Raw genomic sequence first — 22996 nt, 5'->3', positions numbered from 1 at the left:
CCAGTGATTAAAAGGCGTATATTAAATACATCTTTTAATCACCACATCAGGGAGATGTCTTATGTCCCACTTACGCATCCCGGCAAACTGGAAAGTTAAACGCTCTACCCCCTTTTTCACCAAAGAGAATGTTCCGGCGGCACTGCTCTCTCATCACAACACAGCGGCAGGCGTTTTCGGACAACTCTGCGTGATGGAAGGCACCGTGACCTACTATGGCTTTGCGAATGAAACCGCGACAGAACCAGAAGTGAAAGTGGTGATTAATGCCGGGCAATTCGCCACCAGTCCGCCGCAATACTGGCATCGGGTAGAGCTGAGCGATGATGCGCGGTTCAACATTCATTTTTGGGTAGAGGAAGACCATCAGGTCGAGGAAATGTATCAACAGAAAAAAGCCTGACATCGGTAAACCAGTCACCACTGGGCGGCGTCCCGCCCAGTGGCCAGGTGATTAATGGCGCTAATTAAACGCTAGAGTAGTTTAATTTTAACGTGGTATCCCTCAAGCCCTTTCATCGTTTCTCGCGGCGCGAACTCTATTTCGGAAACCTCTTGCCCGGTTTTCTTCCGTAGTTCGGCGACCTTTTTGCTAATGAGTGCCGCGATTTCCTCTTCTGCTTTATGTGTCAACTCTTCGCTGTTCATTGATTTCCTCCTTTGAACTCGCAAACGGCTAAGCGCAATAAGACAGTGTCGTCATGGACGCGCTACTATTTTAACGTACAAAAAATTATAGGCTATCTTTCTGAGGATTATCAGGATGTTTCGCTTTAGAAGATGTAAAAAACCGCCTGGCACAAACAGTGCATCAGGCGGTTGGTTAATAGCACAAGACGCTATCTACGAGGATCTTCAACCTCATTCTGGGTATCCGGGTCGAGAGGATCGTCTCCCTCTGGCGTATCCGGAATATTTTCACCAGGAAGCGGCTCATCCTCTGGTAATGGATCGACTAAATCAGGACGTTCAGACATAAAGCCTCCAACGAACCATAGTTATTAAAGATACCCTACAGCACTACTTTTGGTTTTTCTTTGGATTTTTTCCTTCGTCTTCGGGTGTCTTATCAGGCTTCCTGGGCTGATCCTTTGAAACGCGCAACGGTTGGTTATTCATGGGGTAACTCCTCAGGATAGGCAGCGATATACTGCTTTGAAAGTATAGAGTCGCCGCCATACGTGCGCGAGCGCAGCGACAAGGCGCGTCAGGGAAGAATAGAAGGCAGTGATAACGCCAGGTGACGGAATTTGCACGCAATTCCTGATTTCAGGGGCCGCCCGGCGTAAATTAAAGAATTGTAAACAATCAGCCGTTTTGCCGAAGACTTATTCTGCCCACGACGGTTTATTTAAAATATGATCCTGCCAGTCCCGTACTTCGGATTCTTTAACCGCGATATGACGGACAGAAATTCGCTCGCCATGCATAGCGGCTTTCGATCCAGTCAGCAGCGGATGCCACGTCGGCAAGGGCTTACCTTCCGCCAACAAACGGTAGGCGCAGGTCATCGGCAACCATTCAAAGTCTGGCAAGTTTTCGCGAGTGAGTTTGATACAGTCGGGTTCAAATTCAAAACGGCGCTCATAATGGCGGCACTGGCACGTTTTGATATTTAATTGCCTGCACGCCACGTTGGTGAAGTAAATTTCATCTGTATCTTCATCCATCAGCTTATGCAGGCAGCATTGACCGCAGCCATCGCACAGCGACTCCCACTCGGCATCGGTCATTTCATCCAGGGTTTTACGTTGCCAGAAAGGTGTATCGCTCATTAAAGTATCCGCCATTGCACTAAAGCTGCACCTTATAACCAGTCTGGCCTGCAGATGCAAGTTTTACCGCCGCTGAAGGCGGCAAGCAGATTTTACAGAACGCGGGTAGACAACGTTTCGCCATTAAAACGAATGTCCAGCTCATCGCCGCTTAATAATGGCCCCACGCCTGCCGGCGTGCCGGTTAGCACCACGTCCCCGGCTTTGAGCGTAAAATAGCGGCTCATATAGGCGATAAGAGGCACAATAGGATGAATCATATCCGCGGTCGACCCTTGCTGGCGAACCTCGCCATTAACGTTAAGTCCGATAACCGTATTTTGCGGATCGCCGCAGAAGGCCGCGACAGGGATGAAGCCTGAAATCGGACATGCGTTATCAAAACCTTTGGCTTTTTCCCAGGGCTGTCCTGCCTTTTTCATTTTCCCTTGAATATCGCGCAGGGTTAAATCAAGCGCCACGCCATAACCGGCTATCGCTTTACGTACATGATCTTCGGTCGCCTGGCGGAGCGTTGCGCCAATCAGCACAGCAAGCTCAACTTCATGATGAACAGCCCCCATATCCGCCGGAATCGCCAGCGGCTGGCGAATATCACACAATGCGGTTTCCGGCTTGATAAAAAGCACGGGTTCTTCCGGCGTCGCGCTGCCCATCTCCTTGATGTGATTTGCGTAATTACTGCCCACGCAGACCACTTTACTTACCGGGTAATCAAGCAAGGCGCCTTGCCAGTTACGATGTTGATACATATTTTCCCCTAAGATCATGATGGAATTCAGGCGCGGCGCCGAATACCGTTTAACGGTCAGCGGGCGACGTATTTTGTCCCACCGAAGAAAGATGTTGTTTCAGCAAATCTTCCGGCGGCGGCGGCAATTGTAAATAATAGCCCTGCTCGCTTAACGCCTGTTTTACTTTTTCGAGCTCGGCATTGACTAATTTTTTACGTCCATCAAGCGGCAGCATCATCGCTAACTGCGGCTGACCGAATCCTTTCATCAACGCTTCAGGCACCCGCGAAAAATCGTCTTTTTTTTCGACATACAAATAGGTTTGATCGCGCTTGCTACTTCTATAGATCACACAAAACATACTTTTACTCTGAATTAACGGGATGGTGACTTGCCTCAATATAATACTGACTATAACATGCCTTCTGGACTTCGGAATATCACTCCGTATCGGAGATGATAAATAGCAAATTGAGTAAGGCCAGGATGTCAAACACGCCAATCGAGCTTAAAGGCAGTAGCTTCACCTTATCAGTGGTTCATTTGCATGAAGCGGAACCAGAGGTTATTCGTCAGGCGTTAGAAGACAAAATAGCGCAGGCTCCTGCGTTTTTAAAACACGCCCCTGTCGTTATTAACGTTAGCGGTCTTGAAAGTCCGGTAAACTGGCCGGAACTGCATAAGATCGTGATCTCAACCGGCTTACGCATTATCGGCGTGAGCGGCTGTAAAGACGCCAGCCTGAAAGTAGAAATCGATCGGATGGGTCTTCCTTTACTGACTGAAGGTAAAGAGAAAGCGGTTCGGCCTGCGCCCGTTGAGCCGGCAACGCCCAGCGAACCGCCGCAAAACGCTAATCCCATCACAAAAACGCGATTAATTGATGTTCCGGTTCGTTCCGGTCAGCGCATTTATGCTCCACAATGTGATCTGATTGTTACAAGTCACGTCAGCGCTGGCGCAGAGCTTATCGCTGACGGCAATATCCATGTCTATGGCATGATGAGAGGTCGCGCGCTGGCAGGAGCGAGCGGCGATCGGGAAGCGCAAATTTTTTGTACCCATCTGACGGCAGAACTGGTCTCTATCGCAGGTGTTTACTGGCTGAGTGATAAAATCCCGGCAGAATTTTATGGCAAAGCGGCGCGCCTGCGTTTAGCAGACAACGCTTTGACAGTTCAACCGTTGAATTGATCCCTTTTTAACAAGGAATTTTTATGGCACGCATTATTGTTGTTACTTCGGGTAAAGGGGGCGTTGGCAAGACCACCTCCAGCGCGGCCATCGCTACAGGTTTGGCCCAGAAGGGAAAGAAAACTGTCGTCATTGATTTTGATATCGGACTGCGTAACCTCGATCTGATTATGGGGTGCGAACGTCGTGTCGTTTACGATTTTGTAAACGTCATTCAGGGCGATGCGACACTGAATCAGGCGCTGATCAAAGATAAGCGTACTGAAAATCTCTTCATTCTTCCGGCGTCGCAGACCCGGGATAAAGACGCGCTAACGCGCGAAGGCGTCGCTAAGGTACTGGACTCACTGAAAGCGATGGACTTTGAGTTCATCGTTTGCGACTCGCCGGCGGGTATCGAAACCGGGGCGCTGATGGCGCTCTATTTTGCCGATGAAGCGATCATCACGACTAACCCGGAAGTCTCTTCTGTCCGTGACTCGGACCGTATTCTGGGTATTCTGGCATCGAAATCTCGTCGCGCAGAAAATGGCGAAGAACCGATTAAAGAACATCTCCTGTTGACGCGCTACAATCCAGGCCGCGTCAATAAAGGCGACATGCTCAGCATGGAAGATGTACTGGAGATTCTGCGTATTAAACTCGTCGGGGTGATCCCGGAAGATCAATCCGTACTGCGCGCATCGAACCAGGGCGAACCGGTGATTCTTGACGCCACTGCGGATGCGGGTAAAGCCTATGCAGATACCGTAGATCGTCTGTTGGGAGAAGAACGTCCTTTCCGCTTCATTGAAGAAGAGAAGAAAGGTTTCCTCAAACGCCTGTTCGGAGGATAAATTATGGCATTACTGGATTTTTTTCTCTCGCGGAAAAAGAGTACCGCTAATATTGCAAAAGAGCGGTTGCAAATCATTGTCGCGGAACGTCGCCGTAGCGATGCCGAACCGCATTATTTACCGCAGTTACGTAAAGATATTCTTGAGGTCATTTGTAAATACGTACAAATCGATCCGGAAATGGTTACCGTCCAGCTTGAGCAAAAAGATGGTGATATCTCCATCCTTGAACTTAACGTAACGTTGCCGGAAGCCGAAGAGTCAAAATAAGCTCTTTTATGGGAAAATTCCTGGATTAAAAAAGGCAGAAGAATCTGCCTTTTTTATTTTTTTACATTATTCCGAATACGGACATTTATTTCACTGGCCGTTTTCCCGGCAATTACCGCCGTTAACGCGGGTACTCCTGCAACAGAAGAGTTAACTTCTCCGCCATCAGTTCGGCACGCCAGCCGGAAATCAATTCCGGTTGCCCATTTTGCGGTTTTAATTTCCAGTGCCAGTTAAGCAACTGATTAATCTGCCGACGCGATGCCAGTAGCTCGCCGCTGACGTGATGCGACGCGCTCACCTCCGCCACCAGCGCTTTGATGGCCTTAAACGCTTTGCGATAGCCCGGCATGTCCATCAGATTCAACAGGGGTTCCGGCAATGCCTCTTCCGGTAATGCCTGTGCTTTCGCCACCAGCGATATCAACGTCTTGCCGTGAAAACGAATCTCGCTGCCGGAAAGCCCCAGGCTATCCAGCTCACCGAGACTGCCCGGCATATAACGCGCGACCGCCCACAGATTTTCTTCACGCACAACAAAGTTCACCGCCATATCGCGCTCACGCGCCTTACGTAGCCGCCAGTCAGCTAAAAGTTGCAGACAGGCTAACTGGCGGGTACGCAGTTGCCAGGCATTGGTGATATCCCGCCATGCTTCTTCCGGCGCCTGAATCTCCTGACGACGCTGCTGCATCAATCGGCATTCATCAAGCGCGGCAGGCAGCCATCCTGCGGCTTCAGTTTCAATCATCAGCTTTTTGGCGATCGGTAACAGATACCAGACATCCGCCGCCGCATATTCACACTGACGTTCGCTTAAAGGCCGGGCTAACCAGTCGGTACGAGACTCGCTTTTATCCAGCGCCACGCCCGTATACTCTTCTACCATCGCCGCAAACCCCCACGACAGCGGGCGCCCGCAAAACGCCGCCAGGATTTGCGTATCAATCAGGGGTTCCGGCAGTTCGCCAAACGCATTCAGAAATACTTCCAGATCTTCGCTACCCGCGTGCAGAAATTTGGTGATTCCCGTATCGCGCAACACCGCTTTTAACGGCGACCAGTCGCTGATGCCGAGCGGATCGATCAGGGCGACATTTGCCCCGTCAAATAACTGGATCAATCCTAACTGCGGGTAATAGGTGCGGGTACGGACAAATTCCGTATCTAAAGCAATAGCCGGACATGCGCGGACAGCCTCACACAGGCTCGCCAGCGCATCGTCCGTTTCAATCATTTGGTAATTCAAATCGTGTTCTCTTTGGTTCGCGCCAAAAAAAACGCCGGCTTAACCGGCGTCTCTCGTTAGCTGACTTAACGCTCAGGCTTTATTGTCTACTTTGCCACGGGCTTCGTCACGCAGTTCTCGTCGTAAAATTTTCCCAACGTTAGATTTTGGTAATTCCTCGCGAAACTCGACCTGTTTGGGCACCTTATATCCGGTCAGATGGCGACGGCAGAAGGTGATCAACGCATCGTCAGTCAATGCCGGATCTTTCTTAACCACAAAAAGCTTCACCGCTTCGCCGCTACTACCGGAAGGCACGCCAACCGCCGCGACTTCCTGCACGCCAGAATGCTGCATCACCACATCTTCAATTTCGTTTGGATAAACGTTAAAACCAGAAACCAGAATCATATCTTTCTTACGATCGACAATCCGCAGAAAACCCTCTTCATCCATAACCGCAATATCGCCCGTATGCAGCCAGCCATCTTTAATGATTTCATCCGTCGCGTCAGGACGCTGCCAGTATCCCAGCATAACCTGCGGACCTTTCACGCAAAGCTCTCCGGCCTCACCCGGCGCGACTTCGTTGTCATCGTCATCCACCAGTTTGGCTTCTGTTGACGGTACTGGCAGGCCGATACTGCCGCTGTGATAATCAATATCATGCGGGTTGACGCTCACCAGCGGGGCGCACTCGGTCAGCCCGTAGCCTTCCAGCAGGTATTGCCCGGTCAGCTTTACCCAACGTTCCGCAACGACATTTTGTACCGGCATCCCGCCGCCGGCTGACAGATGCAGCGAAGAAAAATCCAGCTGTTGAAACTCTTTATTATTGAGCAGAGCGTTGAATAGCGTATTAACGCCAGTCATCGCCGTAAATGGATATTTCGCCAGCTCCTTGACCAGGCCGGGGATATCACGCGGATTGGTAATCAGCAGGTTTTGCCCACCCAGCTCGATAAAAAGCAGACAGTTCATGGTTAAGGCAAAAATGTGATACAGCGGCAGCGCGGTCACTACCAGCTCTTTCCCCGGGTGCAGCAGCGGCCCATAGGTCGCTTTCACCTGCTCCAGATTCGCCAGCATATTGCGGTGGGTCAACATCGCGCCTTTCGCCACGCCCGTCGTACCGCCGGTATATTGCAGGAAAGCCAGATCTTCAGCGACAACCTCGGGTTTGACATACTGCATACGGTAGCCATGCTGTAGCGCGCTGCGAAACGAGATCGCATCTGGCAAGTGGTATTTTGGCACCAGACGCTTGATGTATTTCACGACAAAGTTAACAACCGTACCTTTGGCGGTAGAAAGCTGGTCGCCCATCCGCGTCAGAATAACGTGCTGTACCGACGTTTTCTCGACCACTTTTTCCAGCGTATGGGCAAAGTTAGAAACAATAATGATTGCCGCCGCGCCGCTATCGTTAAGCTGATGCTCAAGTTCGCGCGGCGTGTAAAGCGGGTTAACGTTCACCACAATCATGCCGGCGCGTAAAATACCAAATAGCGCGACAGGATACTGCAACAGGTTTGGCATCATCAGCGCCACACGGTCGCCTTTTTTGAGTCCCAGCCCTTGTTGTAAATAAGCCGCAAATGCCCGACTACGTTCTTCTAATTTGCGGAAGGTCATTACCTCCCCCATATTGACGAACGCAGGCTGATCGGCATAGCGCGTCGCCGCATGTTCAAACAGTTCAACCAGGGATTGATAACGGTCAGGGTTGATCTCCGCCGGAACATCAGCAGGATAACGGTTAAGCCAAACCTTCTTCAATGCATCACCTCTAAAATGAGTGTTCGTCGTCATCACAACCCCAGTTAATAAACAAGTCGTTAACATTATATTAACTCAGCGTACCAGTTTATTAATTACGCAACTGAAAGGTTGCGAAGCGCGTCACTATTTATTTTTATTATGTCTCTATGAATGCAGAAACAGCGGACCAGCCGCTGTTTCTTTTATTGATAAAACAAAGGGTTACTCTGTTACTATCGTCTGAACCTCCGCGGGTCCAGGGTTATACCATCCCCAACCGCCATAGCCATAAGGCCAGGCGCGTCCGCCGTAAAACCACGGATCGATCGGCTGTGGAGGCATGACGACCTGCTGAACAAGATGCCAGCGTTTATAGCCGGTAGCCTGCATCAGCATAAATTTATACGGCGTATTGCCGATTTTACCGTCAACCGTGCCGGTTATCGGGCCGACAACGGTAACTAACTGGCCACGGAAGTCCACCGGGTCCAGAAAACCGTTCACATCGGCAAAAATTCTGCCGCGCGAGGCTTCGCCCAGAACAGGACGCGCGCCGCTGTCGAGCGGTACGGTCGCGATTTCAAGCCGGGTTTTTCCCTGCTGATTTTGTACCGCCACAACTTTACCGCCGAAACGCGCCTCTTGCCCGATATAGAGTTGTGGCGCATTCATCACCCGCACCAAATCCTGCTGCGGCGTCGGACTCGAACCTTTAATGGCATCCGGGATAGTCACGCAACCACTCAGCATAAGCGCGAAAGCGCACGCCAGCGCCCCTTTTATTAACCTTTTTTGAACCGCCATGATGCGACTCCTTTTTCTCGACCTCTATTCCACCCCACAGCATAAAGTATGGGGGGTAATAGTAGTGAGAGTCATTCTTTGCCGGGAAGTTTCTTCCACGCCACTTCGTTACGCAAATAAACCGGCTCGGCATGTTCCACGGCAACGGTCTCTCCTGCCGCCAGCTTTTGACTGGCGATGGGCAACATATCTTCCGCTGCCGGGAGCGACACCTCCCCATCATGAAGCGTCAGGCCGCACTCCTTCGCCAGATCGGGCCAGGCGGACCAACCCGTTCCTACCGTCGCCCACTCGCCGGAAAGCTGTTTCAACCGCTCGCCGACCCGTTCCGGTTTCAGCACCGCTTCCGTCTCTTCGCCCTGCCAGACGCCCTGCGCATCACGCTGGTATTCCGCCCAGTACACTTCGCCCATCCGCGCGTCAATCGCAGCGAGTACGCGGGTCACGCCGGTTTTACGCCACGCGCCCTGCGCCATCGTGGCAAGCGTCGAAACACCGATCATCGGCAGATTTGCCCCTAACGCCAGCCCTTGCGCAATGCCAATGCCGATACGCACGCCGGTAAAGCTGCCCGGACCGCGCCCAAACGCCAGCGCATCTATCTCATTGAGCGAGACGCCGCCGGCGGCCAGAATCTCCTGCACCATGGGCAGGATACGTTGAGTGTGTTCTCGTGGACAAAGCTCAAAGTGAGCATTGATAGTACCGTTGTTCCACAGGGCGACAGAACAGGCCTCTGTGGCGGTATCGATAGCCAGAATTCGCATGAGGTTTCGTGCTTAGATCAATAAAATAGCGCGCATCTTACCATACTCCGTAACAAATTACTCGGCGGATGGAATCGCAAGAAAGCGAACGGCACGGGCGATATCACGCGTGCGCGGCGCAGGAGGCAGGCTGGCGAGAAACGTGGCGCCATAGGGCCGCATCACCAGCCGGTTATCACAAATCACTAACACCCCGCGATCGTCCGCATCGCGAATCAGCCGCCCTACTCCCTGCTTCAGCGTAATCACCGCGTCGGGCAGTTGAACCTCATCAAACGGATCGCCGCCGCGCAAACGACAGTCTTCCATTCGCGCTTTTAACAGCGGGTCGTCCGGGGAGGTAAACGGCAATTTGTCGATAATCACCAACGATAACGTATCGCCGCGCACGTCCACCCCTTCCCAGAAGCTGCTGGTGGCGACGAGCAGCGCGTTGCCGGCGCTAACAAATTGCTGTAACAGTTGGCCTTTACTGGTTTCCCCTTGCAATAATACTGGCAGCGTCATGGTGGCGCGAAACTGCTCCGCCAGATCGCGCATCATGGCGTGTGAGGTGCACAGCATAAAACATCGCCCGTTATTGGCTTCAATAATCGGCCTGAGCATAGCCGCCAACTGTCGCGCCGCGCCGGGCTGGTTGGTTTGCGGTAGGTTACGCGGTACGCAGAGTAACGCCTGGCGCGTATAGTCGAATGGGCTGGGCAGTAGCATGGATTCTGCCTGTTCAATTCCCAGACGGGCGGTAAAGTGGTGAAGATCATCATTTACCGACAACGTGGCCGAGGTAAAAATCCAGCTACCGGGTTTCTGTTCCATCACCTCTTTGAATTTGTCCGCCACGGTGAGCGGCGTCAGCGCCAGGGTGAAATGGCGCGAGGTGCACTCATACCAGTAGCTGTATCCCGGCTGATTGATCTCTTTTAAGCGTTTCAGCCGTGAACGGTATAGCGTGGCGCGTTCAAAAGCCGCATCCAGCAACGCCGAACGGCCCAACGACAGTTTCGCCACGTCGTAACAAAGCTCCAGCGTATCATCCAGCAGTAAAAATGCCCGTTGGATACGTGAGTCGGCTAACAGTTCACGCAAATTTCCCCGGTAGCCGGGCTCCCCCAGTTGCAGACGAAAATCCTGGGCGCTCTGGGCAAGGCGATCGGCGCATTTTTGCAACTGTTGAGTGTCTTTCAGTTCCGTCCGGTAGGCGATGGTGATGTCTTTTGCTAAATCCAGCAACTGACGGCTGGAGAGCGATTGTCCGAAATACTGGCTGGCGATGTCAGGCAGTTGGTGGGCTTCATCGAAGATCATTACTTCAGCCTGAGGGATAAGTTCGCCAAACCCGCTCTCTTTAACCACCATATCCGCAAGAAAAAGGTGGTGGTTTACAATCACCACATCCGCGTCCATCGCCTTTTTACGCGCTTTCACCACAAAGCACTCTTTGTAGAGCGGGCAATCGCTGCCAAGGCAGTTGTCGTTGGTACTGGTGACCAGCGGCCAGGCCTGGGAATCCTCCGCCACGCTGACGCAGGTGCTGATATCGCCATCCCGCGTCTGATTTGACCAGGAGCGCAGCAATATCACGTCGCTTAACGTTTGTACCGGTAAATCGCCGCCCGCCAGCGCTTGTTGTTCCAGCCGCTCCAGGCAGAGGTAGTTTGAACGTCCTTTCAACAGGGCCGTCTTACCGGTAAACGCCAACGCTTTTGCTACCGTCGGCAGATCGCGGCTGTAGAGTTGATCCTGCAACGCTTTCGACCCGGTCGAAATAATGACTTTTTTCCCGGCGCGCAACGCCGGAGCGAGGTAAGCATAGGTCTTCCCGGTTCCGGTGCCGGCTTCAACAACCAGAGGCTGCGCATTTTCAATCGCTTGTGTCACGGCAACCGCCATTTGCCGCTGTGGTTCGCGCGGTTTAAAGCCAGTTATCGCTTTGGCCAATTGGCCATCTGCTGCAAAATCGTCCGTCACACTGCCCCCTGTTAATTTGCACAGGGATTATGTCAGGGTAGAAAGGCTTACGCCAGCTACAGAGGTGACGGCGACGCCACATTGTGGCAGTCTTGAGCCATTCAAATGGAAAGCAAATGAGGAATAAGTGATGTCTATCGTGCGTATTGATGCCGAAGATCGTTGGTCAGACGTGGTGATCTACAATAATACGCTGTGGTATACCGGCGTGCCGGAAAACCTGGACGCCGATGCTTTTGAGCAAACGGCGAATACTCTGGCGCAAATTGATGCGGTGCTGGAAAAACAGGGCTCCAGTAAGTCACGTATTCTGGATGCCACTATTTTCCTGAGCGATAAAGCGGATTTTGCCGCCATGAATAAGGCGTGGGATGCGTGGGTCGTCGCAGGCCATGCGCCGGTACGCTGTACCGTACAGGCCGGGTTAATGAATCCGAAATATAAAGTTGAGATTAAGATTGTCGCGGCGGTATAAGCCGGTTATTCGTCTTCATCCTCAAAACGCGCCACTATCCGTTCGCCGGTATGGTTGGCGCGAAGTTCGCCCGCCACCTGGGCAATCGCTTCTCCGCTGCTCATACCTTGCGACATCAATTCCTGGATACGTTCTACGGCTTTTTGCTGTTGTTCATGACTGAGTGAAGGTAAACCTGCAAACATGATTAACTCCTGCTAAATTGTTAGCGCTAATTATTTCACGCTACCCGGCGGTAAGCCAGTAGTGTTGTAACGAGTCAGGAATGATGAAGACGTTATCTCCCACTGTTATCACCTTACCCTGGCGTCCGGACGCCGCTGAACACTATTTTGCGCCCGTAAACCATTTGCCATGGGCGATGCTGCTGCATTCAGGTGATGCTATTCATCCCTATAACCGCTTTGATATTCTGGTCGCCGATCCTGTCACCACACTGACCACGCGCGCCCAGGAAACCACGGTATGTACTGCACGCACGACTACCGTCACTCTCGACGATCCGTTACACGTTTTGCAGACTCAACTGGAGGCGCTGCCTTTTCATCCTCAGCCTGACCCTGACTTACCCTTTCAGGGCGGCGCGCTGGGTCTGTTTGGTTATGATTTAGGGCGGCGTTTCGAAATTCTGCCCGATACTGCCGCGCGCGATATCGCTTTACCCGATATGGCGATTGGCCTTTACGACTGGGCGCTGATTGTCGATCACCATAAACAGGTAGTGTCGCTGATAAGCTATCACGATGCAGACGCCCGATATCGCTGGCTCACCAGCCAGCGCGCGCCGACCCGAACGCCCTTCAGGCTTACCTCGGCCTGGCAATCCAATATGACGCGTTGCGAGTATGGCGAGAAGTTTCGTCAGGTGCAGGCCTGGCTGCACAGCGGGGACTGCTATCAGGTCAATCTTTCCCAGCGTTTTCAGGCGAGCTACGAGGGTGATGAATGGCAGGCTTTCGAACGCCTTAACCGCGCAAATCGCGCCCCGTTCAGCGCCTTTCTTCGTTTACATGACGGCGCCATATTGAGCCTTTCTCCCGAGCGTTTTATCCAACTGGAGAACGGTCATATTCAGACGCGCCCGATCAAAGGTACGCTTCCACGGCTTAACGATCCGCAGGCGGATCGTCAGCAGGCGCAGAAACTGGCTAATTCAATGAAAGATCGCGCTGAAAATTTGATGATTGTCGATTTGATGCGTAACGACATTGGCCGGGTCGCCGTACCAGGTTCGGTGAAAGTGCCGGAACTGTTCGTCGTCGAACCATTTCCTGCCGTTCACCATCTGGTTAGCACCATTACTGCCCGTTTACCAGACTCGCTTCATGCCACCGATCTGCTGCGCGCGGCTTTCCCCGGCGGCTCCATTACCGGCGCGCCTAAAGTGCGGGCAATGGAAATTATCGACGAACTGGAGCCGCAGCGACGCAACGCCTGGTGCGGTAGCATCGGTTATCTGAGTTTCTGCGGCAAGATGGATACCAGTATTACTATCCGCACCGTCACGGCAACGCAGGGCCAACTCTATTGCTCAGCCGGCGGCGGTATCGTGGCCGATAGCAACGAAGAAGCGGAATATCAGGAAACTTTTGATAAAGTTAATCGTATCCTGCACCCACTGGAGAACTAATACGTGGATACCAGCCGTCTGACGCTCGATCATTTCTTATCGCGCTTTCAGCTTTTGCGCCCGCAGATAACTCATGAAACGTTAAACCAACGTCAGGCCGCCGTACTGATCCCTGTGGTTCGCCGCCCCCAGCCGGGGCTGCTGTTGACCCAGCGGGCTATTCATTTGCGCAAACACGCCGGACAGGTCGCCTTTCCCGGCGGGGCCGTGGACAGTACCGATGCTTCGCTTATCGCCGCAGCGCTTCGCGAAGCGCAGGAGGAAGTCGCCATCCCGCCGCAAGCCGTGGAAGTGATTGGCGTTTTACCGCCGGTAGACAGCGTGACCGGTTTTCAGGTCACCCCGGTGGTCGGCATTATTCCGCCAAATCTCCCCTGGCGCGCCAGTGAAGATGAAGTGTCTGCGGTGTTTGAAATGCCGCTGGCGCAAGCGTTGCAACTGGGGCGATATCATCCGCTTGATGTTTACCGTCGCGGCAATTCGCACCGCGTATGGCTCTCCTGGTATGAGCATTATTTCGTCTGGGGCATGACCGCAAACATTCTTCGTGAGCTGGCGCTGCAAATTGGCGTAAAGCCCTGACTGTACACAACGCCATTCACGTTGCCTCAAGGCGGTAACAATCGCCTCCCCCAAAGAGGCAGCCTGAAGGGCAACGTGTATATACTTAACTTTACGCGCGTAAGACACGACTTGAGATTACTGTCGCAATATTAGTAAAAACGCGGTTATTCATTAGTTTAATTCATGTGAATAGTTAAGCTGATGCCAGCGTTCCCTCTTACACTATGCGCAGTTATAACATCGTAACCGGAAGCCCCGGTTGCCCTGTCAGGAGTATTATCGTGATTAGCCTATTCGACATGTTTAAGGTAGGGATTGGTCCCTCCTCTTCCCACACTGTTGGCCCGATGAAGGCCGGTAAACAGTTCGTCGATGACCTGGTCGAAAAAGGATTACTGGATAACGTTACCCGCGTCGCTGTCGATGTCTACGGCTCGCTGTCGCTGACGGGGAAAGGTCACCATACCGATATCGCCATTATTATGGGTCTGGCGGGTAATGAACCCGCTACCGTGGATATTGATAGTATCCCCGGTTTTATTCGCGACGTCGAAACGCGCGGGCGTCTGTTACTGGCCCAGGGACGTCACGAAGTCGACTTCCCGAAAGATGACGGAATGCGTTTTCACAACGGCAATTTGCCGCTGCATGAAAACGGGATGCAGATCCACGCCTGGCATGACGACACGGTCATTTATAGCAAGACGTACTATTCCATCGGCGGCGGCTTTATCGTTGATGAAGCGCATTTCGGCCAGGAAGCGACGAATGAGGTTACTGTACCTTATCCGTTTAAATCGGCGAAAGAAATGCTGGAGTATTGCAACAGTACCGGCCTTTCACTCTCCGGCATGGTGATGCAAAACGAACTGGCGCTGCATAGCAAGAAAGAGATTGAAGAGTATTTCGGTCACGTCTGGCAGACCATGCAGGCCTGTATTGATCGCGGTATGAATACCGAAGGCGTGCTGCCGGGGCCGCTGCGCGTACCGCGTCGCGCCTCTGCGCTGCGTCGTATGCTGGTTTCCAGCGATAAGCTTTCCAGCGATCCGATGAACGTCATTGACTGGGTGAACATGTTTGCTCTGGCGGTGAACGAAGAGAACGCCGCAGGCGGCCGCGTCGTGACGGCGCCAACCAACGGCGCGTGCGGCATCGTTCCTGCGGTACTGGCTTACTACGACCATTTTATTGAGTCTGTCAGCCCGGATATTTACACCCGCTACTTCCTGGCGGCAGGCGCTATTGGCGCGCTGTATAAGATGAACGCGTCTATTTCCGGCGCGGAAGTCGGCTGTCAGGGCGAAGTCGGGGTCGCCTGTTCGATGGCGGCGGCAGGCCTTGCTGAATTGTTGGGCGCCAGCCCGGAACAGGTTTGCGTTGCCGCTGAAATCGGCATGGAGCATAACCTGGGGCTGACCTGCGACCCGGTTGCCGGTCAGGTGCAGGTGCCGTGTATTGAGCGTAACGCCATTGCTTCGGTTAAAGCGATCAACGCTGCGCGTATGGCCATGCGTCGAACCAGCGCGCCGCGCGTCTCGTTGGATAAAGTCATCGAAACGATGTACGAGACCGGAAAAGACATGAACGCCAAATACCGTGAAACGTCGCGCGGCGGGCTGGCTATTAAAGTCCAGTGTGATTAAACGCCGTTTCCCCTCCCTTCGCCCATCTGCTACGGATGGGCGAAATTTTTATCTCTTCCTCGTCGACTCCACGTTTCCCCACTACACTTGCTGTGTCGCGGTTGGCTTTTGTCGCCAACGCTTATTGGGCGGCCCGCATGCAAACAGCACAACGGATCATCAATCATTATCGCCGTAATCGTTTCATTGTTTGCACGATTTGTGCACTGGTCACGCTCATTCTTACGCTGAGCATCCGATTTATTTCGGAGCGGAACTTAAATCACCATCGCACGGTTGCATTCGCGAATCATGCCGTTGATGCGCTGGATAATGTGCTGCATCCTCTCCTGGTCGGACGAAACATACTGCTACCCTTACTTGAGCTTCCGTGCGCGACCGCGCATTTGCCGCTGCGTAAGCAAGCCGCCCGCCTGCAAACCATTCGTTCTATCGGGCTGGTAAAAGAGGGAATTCTCTACTGCTCAAGCATTTTTGGCGCCCGTAATACTCCCATACGCCAGCTTCAGCCCGATCTTCCCGCAGCTGGCGATCTGCTGCTACTTTCCACGGACCAATCGTTACTCAAGGGAAGCCCGATCCTCATTCAGTGGTATCCCGCCTCTGCCGATGGCCAGGATGGCGTGATGGAAATTGTGAATATTGACTTGCTGGCGACTATGCTACTTGAGCCGCAGCAGCCGCAAATTACCAGCGCCAGCCTGACGGTCGGCAAACGGCACCTGTTATATGGTCGGGGCGTGGTCGATACTCTTCCGGAATTAAAAAAAGATGAAGAGCGTTACCAGCTTTCATCGCGGCATTTCCCTTTTACTATCAGCGTCAGCGGGCCGTCGGCAGGCGTACTGGCGTTCAAACATCTCCCGACACAGTTACCGCTGGCCGTATTGCTTAGCCTGTTGATCGGTTATATCGCCTGGCTGGCAACGGCCAGCAGAATGAGCTTTTCCTGGGAGATTAATCTGGCCCTTGCCGAACGGGAGTTTGAGCTATTTTGTCAGCCGTTGCTTAATGCCCGCACGCAGCAGTGTACCGGCGTTGAGATCCTGTTACGCTGGAACAACCCACGCCAGGGCTGGATCTCTCCGGATGTTTTTATTCCTATCGCCGAAGAGCATAACCTGATAGCGCCGCTGACCCGCTATGTGATTGCGGAAACCATTCGGCAGCGGCACTACTTCCCCATCAACCATCAGTTTCATATCGGCATCAATGTGGCGGCAAGCCATTTCCGACACGGCGTGCTTCTCAAGGATCTTAATCAGTACTGGTTTAGTGCGGAACCTGTTCAGCAACTGGTGCTGGAGCTCACGGAACGCGACGCGTTGCTTGACGTTGATTACCGCCTGATGCGCGAGCTGCATCGTAAAGGCGTGAAGTTAGCCATCGATGATTTTGGCACAGGAAACAGCTCGCTCTCCTGGTTGGAAAAACTGCGGCCGGATATTTTGAAAATCGATAAATCCTTCACCGCCGCCATCGGTACCGATGCGGTCAATTCAACGGTGACCGATATTATTATCGCGCTGGGGCAGAGACTGAATATTGAACTGGTGGCGGAAGGGGTCGAAAACCAGACGCAGGCACAGCATTTGCGCCAGCATGGCGTGCAAATGTTACAGGGCTATCTCTATGCGAAGCCGATGCCCATTAGCGAATTTCCACAGTGGCTGGCGGGCAGCGCGCCGCCGCCCGCCCGGCATAACGGACAGATTATGTCCGCGATGCCGCATCTATAGACTTGATTCCTGCGTGTGACGTTATTCCTCTTCGTCGTGGGCAGGCTGTTCTTTAACAATCCGAACCAGATCGACACGGTAGTCGTTGGCCTCGACAATGGTGATCCGCAGTGGCGGAACATCAATGACATCGCCTACACGAGGAATATGGCCATTAGCGGCGATCACTAACCCCGCGACCGTCGCAATATCGCCCTCTTCGTTCACCAGATGGTCAACTTCCAGCGCCTGCTGTAGCGCATGGAGATCGGTGCCGCCCTTCACTATCCAGCCCTCGGCATCGGCAACGATTTCCGGCGTTTCATCGGCATCCGGGAACTCACCGGCAATCGCTTCCAGCACATCCAGCGGCGTAACCAGCCCCTGCACCACGCCGAACTCGTTAGTGACGATAACGAAACTGCCGCGCGCGCGACGCAAAACGCCTAACAGATTGATAGGATCAAGCGTTTCCGGCACCACTATCGCCGGAGAAGATGCGGCGATAGCCGCAACGTCCGCGCCCTCTTCCAGCGCCACCAGCAACTCTTTCGCCCGAACGATACCGATAATTTCATCCAGCTCGCCCCGACATACCGGGAACAGGCTATGCGGAGAAGAGAGTAACTGCTGACGGATTTCAGCTACGCTGAGATTCGCATCCACCCAACTAATTTCGCCTCGCGGCGTCATAATGCCGCGCAGGGAGCGCGACGCCAGAGTCAGTACGCCGTTAATCATGTAGCGTTCTTCTTCGGCGAAGGCGCCTTCCGACACCGATATCGCGGCCGGGCTATCCGTCTCATGTTGCGTACTTGCCTGACGTTTACCGCCCATCAGACGCAGGATAGCGTCCGCAGTACGCGCGCGCAGCGGCAACGTGGACTGATGACGAATAAAGTTGCGGCGCGCAATCTGGTTAAACACCTCGATAACGATCGAGAAACCAATTGCCGCGTACAGGTAGCCTTTCGGAATATGGAAACCGAACCCTTCCGCCACCAGGCTCAAGCCGATCATCAGCAGGAAACTCAGACAGAGCACCACCACCGTCGGATGCTGGTTGACAAAACGGGTCAGCGGTTTTGACGCCAGTAGCATCACCGCCATCGCAATCACCACCGCCGCCATCATAACCGGCAGATGGTTTACCATACCTACCGCCGTAATCACGGCGTCCAGCGAGAAGACCGCATCCAGGATGACAATCTGCGTGACTACCACCCAGAAGCTCGCATAGCCTTTACCGTGTCCGGTGTCATGCTCGCGGTTTTCCAGACGTTCATGCAGCTCGGTGGTCGCTTTAAACAGCAGGAATATACCGCCCAGCAGCATAATTAAATCGCGGCCGGAGAAGGTAAAATCCCAGACGGTAAAGAGCGGCTTTGTTAAGGTCACCAGCCACGAAATAATGGACAGCAGCGCCAGACGCATAATCAGCGCCAGCGAGAGCCCGATAAGACGCGCTTTGTCACGCTGCTTTGGCGGCAATTTATCGGCGAGGATCGCGATAAAGACCAGGTTATCGATACCCAGGACAATTTCCAGGACGACGAGCGTGAGTAAACCCACCCAAATTGAGGGATCCATTAATAATTCCATGACAAGCTCCTGCTTAAGGAATGACTAAACGGCGCCCACAACATCTCAAAGGATGCAGGCGGTAACGCAATAAACAAAGTAAGGCTATGGCAAGATATGCCAGATTGACAGGCGCAAAACGGCCAAAGAGTGAAATGACGTCGGTGACGATCCATACAACGGGCTGCTGCCCTATACCCCATTCTAATTAAACGGAAGCTAAACATAACAGAGACAACTGGTTTTTGGCAAAGATTTACCTTCCTTTGCAAAGAGATGTAACCGGGATATTTTACACTTCGAAATTTCTCATTATCGAAAACAAAATTACGGATCTCCATCACACAAAATATTTTTTTCGATATCTAAAATAATTCACGAAAATCATGCGTTTTTCGTTGTAACCCTCATCTGAATCGATTCGCTTGCGGACGGCGATTCAAAAAATACATCTGTCAAGTTGATGTGTTGACAATAATAAAGGAGGTAGCAAGTGACCATTGCTATTGTTATAGGCACACATGGTTGGGCTGCAGAGCAGTTACTTAAAACAGCCGAAATGCTGTTAGGCGAGCAGGAAAACGTCGGCTGGATCGATTTCGTTCCAGGCGAAAATGCCGAAACGCTGATCGAAAAGTACAACGCTCAGTTGGCTAAACTCGATACCAGTAAAGGCGTGCTATTTCTCGTTGATACATGGGGAGGCAGCCCGTTTAATGCTGCCAGCCGCATTGTCGTCGATAAAGAGCGCTATGAAGTTATTGCCGGCGTCAACATCCCGATGCTGGTCGAAACGTTTATGGCTCGTGACGACGATCCGAGCTTTGACGAGCTGGTCGCACTGGCGGTAGAAACTGGTCGTGAAGGCGTAAAAGCGCTGAAAGCGAAACCGGTAGAAAAAGCCGCGCCAGCGCCAGTCGCCGCCGCGCCAAAAGCGGCCACGCCGGCAAAACCGATGGGCCCGAATGATTATATGGTTATCGGGCTTGCCCGTATTGATGACCGCCTCATTCACGGCCAGGTCGCTACCCGCTGGACCAAAGAGACCAATGTCAGCCGTATTATTGTTGTGAGCGATGAAGTCGCGGCGGATACCGTACGTAAAACGCTGCTGACACAAGTTGCGCCGCCGGGCGTTACGGCGCATGTGGTTGACGTCGCGAAGATGATTCGCGTCTACAATAACCCGAAATACGCCGGTGAACGCGTGATGCTTCTGTTTACCAATCCTACCGACGTCGAGCGCATCGTTGAGGGCGGCGTGAAAGTCACTTCCGTGAACATTGGCGGTATGGCCTATCGTCAAGGTAAAACGCAGGTGAACAACGCCGTTTCCGTCGATGAAAAGGATATCGAAGCCTTTAAAAAGCTCAACGAGCGCGGCATCGAGCTTGAGGTGCGTAAAGTTTCCACCGATCCGAAACTGAAAATGATGGATTTAATTGCCAAAGTGGCGAAATAACCGCCGGCATTTAATTAGCTTTCACACTTAAGATAGCAATAGGAGAAGTACAATGGAGATTACCACTCTTCAGATTGTGCTGGTGTTCATCGTCGCATGTATCGCAGGTATGGAGTCGGTACTTGATGAATTTCAGTTCCACCGTCCGCTGATCGCCTGTACCTTAATCGGCGCCGTTTTGGGGGACATGAAAACCGGTATTATCATCGGCGGTACTCTGGAAATGATCGCTCTGGGCTGGATGAACATCGGTGCTGCCGTTGCGCCTGATGCCGCACTGGCGTCCATCATCTCTACCGTTCTGGTCATCGCCGGGCATCAAAGCATTGGCGCCGGTATCGCGCTGGCGATTCCGCTGGCGGCGGCAGGCCAGGTACTGACCATTATCGTTCGTACCATCACCGTGGCATTCCAGCACGCGGCGGACAAGGCGGCTGAAAACGGCAACCTGACGGCGCTCTCCTGGCTGCACGTTTCTTCTCTGTTCCTGCAGGCAATGCGTATCGCTATCCCGGCGGTTATCGTTGCCATCTCCGTAGGCACCAGCGAAGTACAGGGAATGCTGAATGCGATTCCTGAAGTCGTCACAGGCGGTCTGAACATCGCCGGCGGCATGATCGTCGTGGTTGGTTATGCGATGGTTATCAACATGATGCGCGCAGGCTACCTGATGCCGTTCTTCTACCTCGGTTTCGTCACCGCGGCTTTCACAAACTTCAACCTGGTCGCACTGGGTGTCATCGGCGCAGTGATGGCTATTCTTTACATCCAGCTGAGCCCGAAATACAACCGTGTAGCGGGCGCGCCTGCAGCGGCTGCTGGCAATAACGATCTCGACAACGAACTGGACTAACAGGTGAGCGAAATGGTTGATATGACTAAAACTACCACCGAGAAAAAACTCACTCCGAGCGATATTCGCGGCGTATTTCTTCGTTCTAACCTGTTCCAGGGGTCATGGAACTTCGAACGTATGCAAGCGCTGGGCTTCTGCTTCTCTATGGTGCCAGCGATTCGTCGCCTGTATCCGGAGAATAATGACGCGCGTAAACAGGCGATTAAACGTCACCTGGAGTTCTTTAACACCCATCCTTACGTTGCGGCGCCGGTACTGGGCGTGACGCTGGCAATGGAAGAAAAGCGTGCGAACGGTGCAGAGATTGACGATGGCGCTATCAACGGTATCAAAGTCGGTCTGATGGGACCGCTGGCAGGCGTCGGCGACCCTATCTTCTGGGGTACCGTCCGTCCGGTATTCGCGGCGCTGGGCGCAGGTATTGCAATGAGCGGCAGCCTGCTTGGTCCGCTGCTGTTTTTCATCCTGTTTAACCTAGTGCGTCTGGCGACCCGTTATTATGGCGTGGCTTATGGCTACCGCAAAGGCGTCGATATCGTTAAAGATATGGGCGGCGGCTTCCTGCAAAAACTGACTGAGGGGGCGTCAATCCTCGGCCTGTTTGTCATGGGGGCATTGGTTAACAAGTGGACGCATGTGAATATCCCGCTGGTGGTCTCCACTATCACCGGTCAGGATGGTCAGACACGCGTTACCACCGTGCAAACCATTCTCGACCAGCTGATGCCGGGTCTGGTTCCGCTACTGTTGACCTTTGCCTGTATGTGGCTGCTGCGTAAGAAAGTTAACCCACTGTGGATTATCGTGGGCTTCTTCGTCATCGGTATCGCCGGCTACTCCGTAGGGCTGCTGGGCCAGTAAGGCTGTTGTACACTACCGGGGCCAAACGGCCCCGTTTTTTTATTTCTCTGGAGGATAAATGACTATCACGGACCTGGTGCTGATTCTCTTTATTGCCGCATTATTGGCTTACGCTCTCTACGATCAGTTCATCATGCCCCGTCGCAATGGCCCCACTCTGCTTTCTATAGCCCTGCTCCGCAGCGGTCGCGTAGACAGCGTTATCTTCGTTGGGCTGGTCGCCATCCTTATTTATAACAACGTAACCGGCCACGGAGCGCAGATGACCACATGGTTATTAAGCGCGCTGGCGTTAATGGGGTTTTATATATTCTGGATCCGCACGCCACGGATCATCTTTAAACAACGTGGCTTTTTCTTCGCCAATGTCTGGATAGAATATAACCGTATTAAAGAGATGAATTTATCGGAAGACGGCGTACTGGTGATGCAATTAGAACAACGACGCTTGCTTATCCGTGTACGCAATATCGATGATCTGGAAAAAATATATAAACTTCTTATTGAAAATCAATAATCTAAGATATAGCCTCAACTATGTTTTTCGAATTTTATTTCGAATCATAATATAGCTAAGGCTATATTTTCTATTGACCAATTGTTATTTAATTTAACGTTTTATTGATGAATAAATCTAAATGAAAATCGTTTTCAATTAGAAGGCAAATAATATTTTATCGCTGTTGTTTTATATTCTAAAAATATGTTAATGTTGCGCCGTCAATTGGGGAGTAGCCGATTTCCAGACTCCGGAAATGTACGCGTCAACATACTCGTTGCAAAACGTGGCGCGTACGGACCAGCCGCCGCTGGTCAGGCGAGACCATAGGCGCATCAACTGCTGTGTATTTCGTCACAGAATGGCG

26 protein-coding genes and 1 riboswitch are annotated in these 22996 nt (G+C 52.6%); of the genes, 13 read left to right on the top strand and 13 right to left on the bottom strand.

Annotated features, from left to right (window positions below):
• Positions 1–61 precede the first annotated feature (61 nt).
• Entirely contained in the window at positions 62–403 is a 342-nt protein-coding gene (locus tag EOS98_RS10175; protein WP_061371951.1) for a DUF1971 domain-containing protein, read from the top strand.
• A 71-nt stretch (positions 404–474) separates the two neighbouring features.
• Here the strand turns inward: EOS98_RS10175 and EOS98_RS10170 are convergent, their stop codons facing one another.
• From EOS98_RS10170 to EOS98_RS10150, 5 genes are all read right to left on the bottom strand, one after another.
• Positions 475–648, bottom strand: coding sequence for a GnsA/GnsB family addiction module toxin (locus EOS98_RS10170; protein ID WP_001083582.1), 174 nt, complete (start codon positions 646–648; stop codon positions 475–477).
• 191 nt (positions 649–839) lie between these two features.
• Positions 840–977, bottom strand: coding sequence for a hypothetical protein (locus EOS98_RS10165; RefSeq protein WP_001519337.1), 138 nt, complete (start codon positions 975–977; stop codon positions 840–842).
• A 351-nt stretch (positions 978–1328) separates the two neighbouring features.
• Positions 1329–1775, bottom strand: coding sequence for a YcgN family cysteine cluster protein (locus EOS98_RS10160; RefSeq protein WP_001285703.1), 447 nt, complete (start codon positions 1773–1775; stop codon positions 1329–1331).
• A gap of 92 nt (positions 1776–1867) precedes the next feature.
• Positions 1868–2527, bottom strand: coding sequence for a fumarylacetoacetate hydrolase family protein (locus EOS98_RS10155; RefSeq protein WP_001519895.1), 660 nt, complete (start codon positions 2525–2527; stop codon positions 1868–1870).
• Between the two features lie 49 nt (positions 2528–2576).
• Positions 2577–2870 (bottom strand): YcgL domain-containing protein, encoded by a 294-nt coding sequence (locus tag EOS98_RS10150; RefSeq protein WP_001525604.1) that lies wholly within the window; start codon positions 2868–2870, stop codon positions 2577–2579.
• A gap of 125 nt (positions 2871–2995) precedes the next feature.
• Between EOS98_RS10150 and minC the strand changes: the two genes are divergently transcribed.
• The 3 genes from minC to minE are packed head-to-tail and all read left to right on the top strand — an operon-like array spanning position 2996 to position 4809.
• On the top strand, positions 2996–3703 hold the full coding sequence (gene minC, locus EOS98_RS10145; RefSeq protein WP_126524023.1) for a septum site-determining protein MinC: 708 nt from the start codon (positions 2996–2998) through the stop codon (positions 3701–3703).
• A 23-nt stretch (positions 3704–3726) separates the two neighbouring features.
• The gene (minD, locus tag EOS98_RS10140; RefSeq protein ID WP_000101047.1) at positions 3727–4539 is read left to right on the top strand and encodes a septum site-determining protein MinD; all 813 of its coding nucleotides are present in this window, start codon (positions 3727–3729) and stop codon (positions 4537–4539) included.
• A 3-nt stretch (positions 4540–4542) separates the two neighbouring features.
• Positions 4543–4809: a cell division topological specificity factor MinE gene (minE, locus tag EOS98_RS10135; RefSeq protein WP_001185666.1), complete on the top strand. Its 267-nt coding sequence runs from the start codon at positions 4543–4545 to the stop codon at positions 4807–4809.
• Between the two features lie 121 nt (positions 4810–4930).
• On the opposite strand, the gene rnd is transcribed toward minE, so the two are convergent.
• From rnd to EOS98_RS10110, 5 genes are all read right to left on the bottom strand, one after another.
• The gene (gene rnd / locus EOS98_RS10130) at positions 4931–6058 is read right to left on the bottom strand and encodes a ribonuclease D (protein WP_001109124.1); all 1128 of its coding nucleotides are present in this window, start codon (positions 6056–6058) and stop codon (positions 4931–4933) included.
• A 72-nt stretch (positions 6059–6130) separates the two neighbouring features.
• Complete coding sequence (gene fadD, locus EOS98_RS10125; protein WP_001532413.1) at positions 6131–7816, bottom strand: long-chain-fatty-acid--CoA ligase FadD; 1686 nt, start codon at positions 7814–7816, stop codon at positions 6131–6133.
• A 204-nt stretch (positions 7817–8020) separates the two neighbouring features.
• Complete coding sequence (locus tag EOS98_RS10120) at positions 8021–8602, bottom strand: Slp family lipoprotein (RefSeq protein WP_000290594.1); 582 nt, start codon at positions 8600–8602, stop codon at positions 8021–8023.
• 71 nt (positions 8603–8673) lie between these two features.
• A complete protein-coding gene (gene tsaB, locus EOS98_RS10115) occupies positions 8674–9369 on the bottom strand; it encodes a tRNA (adenosine(37)-N6)-threonylcarbamoyltransferase complex dimerization subunit type 1 TsaB (protein WP_020898843.1) in 696 nt (231 codons plus the stop codon).
• Positions 9370–9426: 57 nt separating this feature from the next.
• Positions 9427–11337 (bottom strand): ATP-dependent DNA helicase, encoded by a 1911-nt coding sequence (locus EOS98_RS10110; protein ID WP_000128807.1) that lies wholly within the window; start codon positions 11335–11337, stop codon positions 9427–9429.
• Between the two features lie 130 nt (positions 11338–11467).
• Here EOS98_RS10110 and EOS98_RS10105 point away from each other — a divergent pair, with 130 nt between their 5' ends.
• Complete coding sequence (locus EOS98_RS10105) at positions 11468–11812, top strand: RidA family protein (protein ID WP_000029550.1); 345 nt, start codon at positions 11468–11470, stop codon at positions 11810–11812.
• Between the two features lie 5 nt (positions 11813–11817).
• On the opposite strand, the gene EOS98_RS10100 is transcribed toward EOS98_RS10105, so the two are convergent.
• Entirely contained in the window at positions 11818–11997 is a 180-nt protein-coding gene (locus EOS98_RS10100; RefSeq protein ID WP_000457328.1) for a YoaH family protein, read from the bottom strand.
• A gap of 80 nt (positions 11998–12077) precedes the next feature.
• Here EOS98_RS10100 and pabB point away from each other — a divergent pair, with 80 nt between their 5' ends.
• The 4 genes from pabB (at position 12078) to EOS98_RS10080 (ending at position 17391) form a co-directional block, all read left to right on the top strand.
• On the top strand, positions 12078–13442 hold the full coding sequence (pabB, locus tag EOS98_RS10095) for an aminodeoxychorismate synthase component 1 (protein ID WP_023994269.1): 1365 nt from the start codon (positions 12078–12080) through the stop codon (positions 13440–13442).
• A 3-nt stretch (positions 13443–13445) separates the two neighbouring features.
• On the top strand, positions 13446–14024 hold the full coding sequence (locus EOS98_RS10090; protein ID WP_000381531.1) for a CoA pyrophosphatase: 579 nt from the start codon (positions 13446–13448) through the stop codon (positions 14022–14024).
• A gap of 263 nt (positions 14025–14287) precedes the next feature.
• Positions 14288–15652, top strand: a complete 1365-nt coding sequence (sdaA, locus tag EOS98_RS10085; RefSeq protein WP_000624280.1) for an L-serine ammonia-lyase — start codon at positions 14288–14290, stop codon at positions 15650–15652.
• 137 nt (positions 15653–15789) lie between these two features.
• A complete protein-coding gene (locus EOS98_RS10080; RefSeq protein WP_001192519.1) occupies positions 15790–17391 on the top strand; it encodes an EAL domain-containing protein in 1602 nt (533 codons plus the stop codon).
• A 21-nt stretch (positions 17392–17412) separates the two neighbouring features.
• On the opposite strand, the gene yoaE is transcribed toward EOS98_RS10080, so the two are convergent.
• On the bottom strand, positions 17413–18972 hold the full coding sequence (gene yoaE / locus EOS98_RS10075) for a CNNM family cation transport protein YoaE (protein WP_000421815.1): 1560 nt from the start codon (positions 18970–18972) through the stop codon (positions 17413–17415).
• Positions 18960–19127 carry a protein YoaL gene (locus tag EOS98_RS25110; RefSeq protein ID WP_370739650.1) on the bottom strand — a complete coding sequence of 56 codons (168 nt, stop codon included), beginning with the start codon at positions 19125–19127 and terminating at the stop codon, positions 18960–18962. The genes yoaE and EOS98_RS25110 overlap by 13 nt, the downstream gene beginning before the upstream one ends.
• 317 nt (positions 19128–19444) lie before the next feature.
• Between EOS98_RS25110 and manX the strand changes: the two genes are divergently transcribed.
• The 4 genes from manX to EOS98_RS10055 are packed head-to-tail and all read left to right on the top strand — an operon-like array spanning position 19445 to position 22647.
• Positions 19445–20413 carry a PTS mannose transporter subunit IIAB gene (gene manX, locus EOS98_RS10070; RefSeq protein ID WP_000150523.1) on the top strand — a complete coding sequence of 323 codons (969 nt, stop codon included), beginning with the start codon at positions 19445–19447 and terminating at the stop codon, positions 20411–20413.
• A 52-nt stretch (positions 20414–20465) separates the two neighbouring features.
• Complete coding sequence (gene manY, locus EOS98_RS10065) at positions 20466–21266, top strand: PTS mannose transporter subunit IIC (RefSeq protein ID WP_000406918.1); 801 nt, start codon at positions 20466–20468, stop codon at positions 21264–21266.
• A 12-nt stretch (positions 21267–21278) separates the two neighbouring features.
• Positions 21279–22130: a PTS mannose transporter subunit IID gene (locus EOS98_RS10060; protein ID WP_001518647.1), complete on the top strand. Its 852-nt coding sequence runs from the start codon at positions 21279–21281 to the stop codon at positions 22128–22130.
• Between the two features lie 58 nt (positions 22131–22188).
• The gene (locus EOS98_RS10055; protein WP_126524022.1) at positions 22189–22647 is read left to right on the top strand and encodes a DUF986 family protein; all 459 of its coding nucleotides are present in this window, start codon (positions 22189–22191) and stop codon (positions 22645–22647) included.
• Positions 22648–22843: 196 nt separating this feature from the next.
• Positions 22844–22945: riboswitch (yybP-ykoY riboswitch) on the top strand.
• The last annotated feature ends 51 nt before the right edge of the window (positions 22946–22996 follow it).

The organism is Salmonella sp. SSDFZ69 (genome assembly GCF_004010755.1).
GTDB classification, from domain to species: Bacteria; Pseudomonadota; Gammaproteobacteria; order Enterobacterales; family Enterobacteriaceae; genus Salmonella; species Salmonella enterica.
The sequence above is the reverse complement of the archived record's forward strand: the minus strand, read 5'-3'. Positions and strand labels throughout refer to the sequence as shown.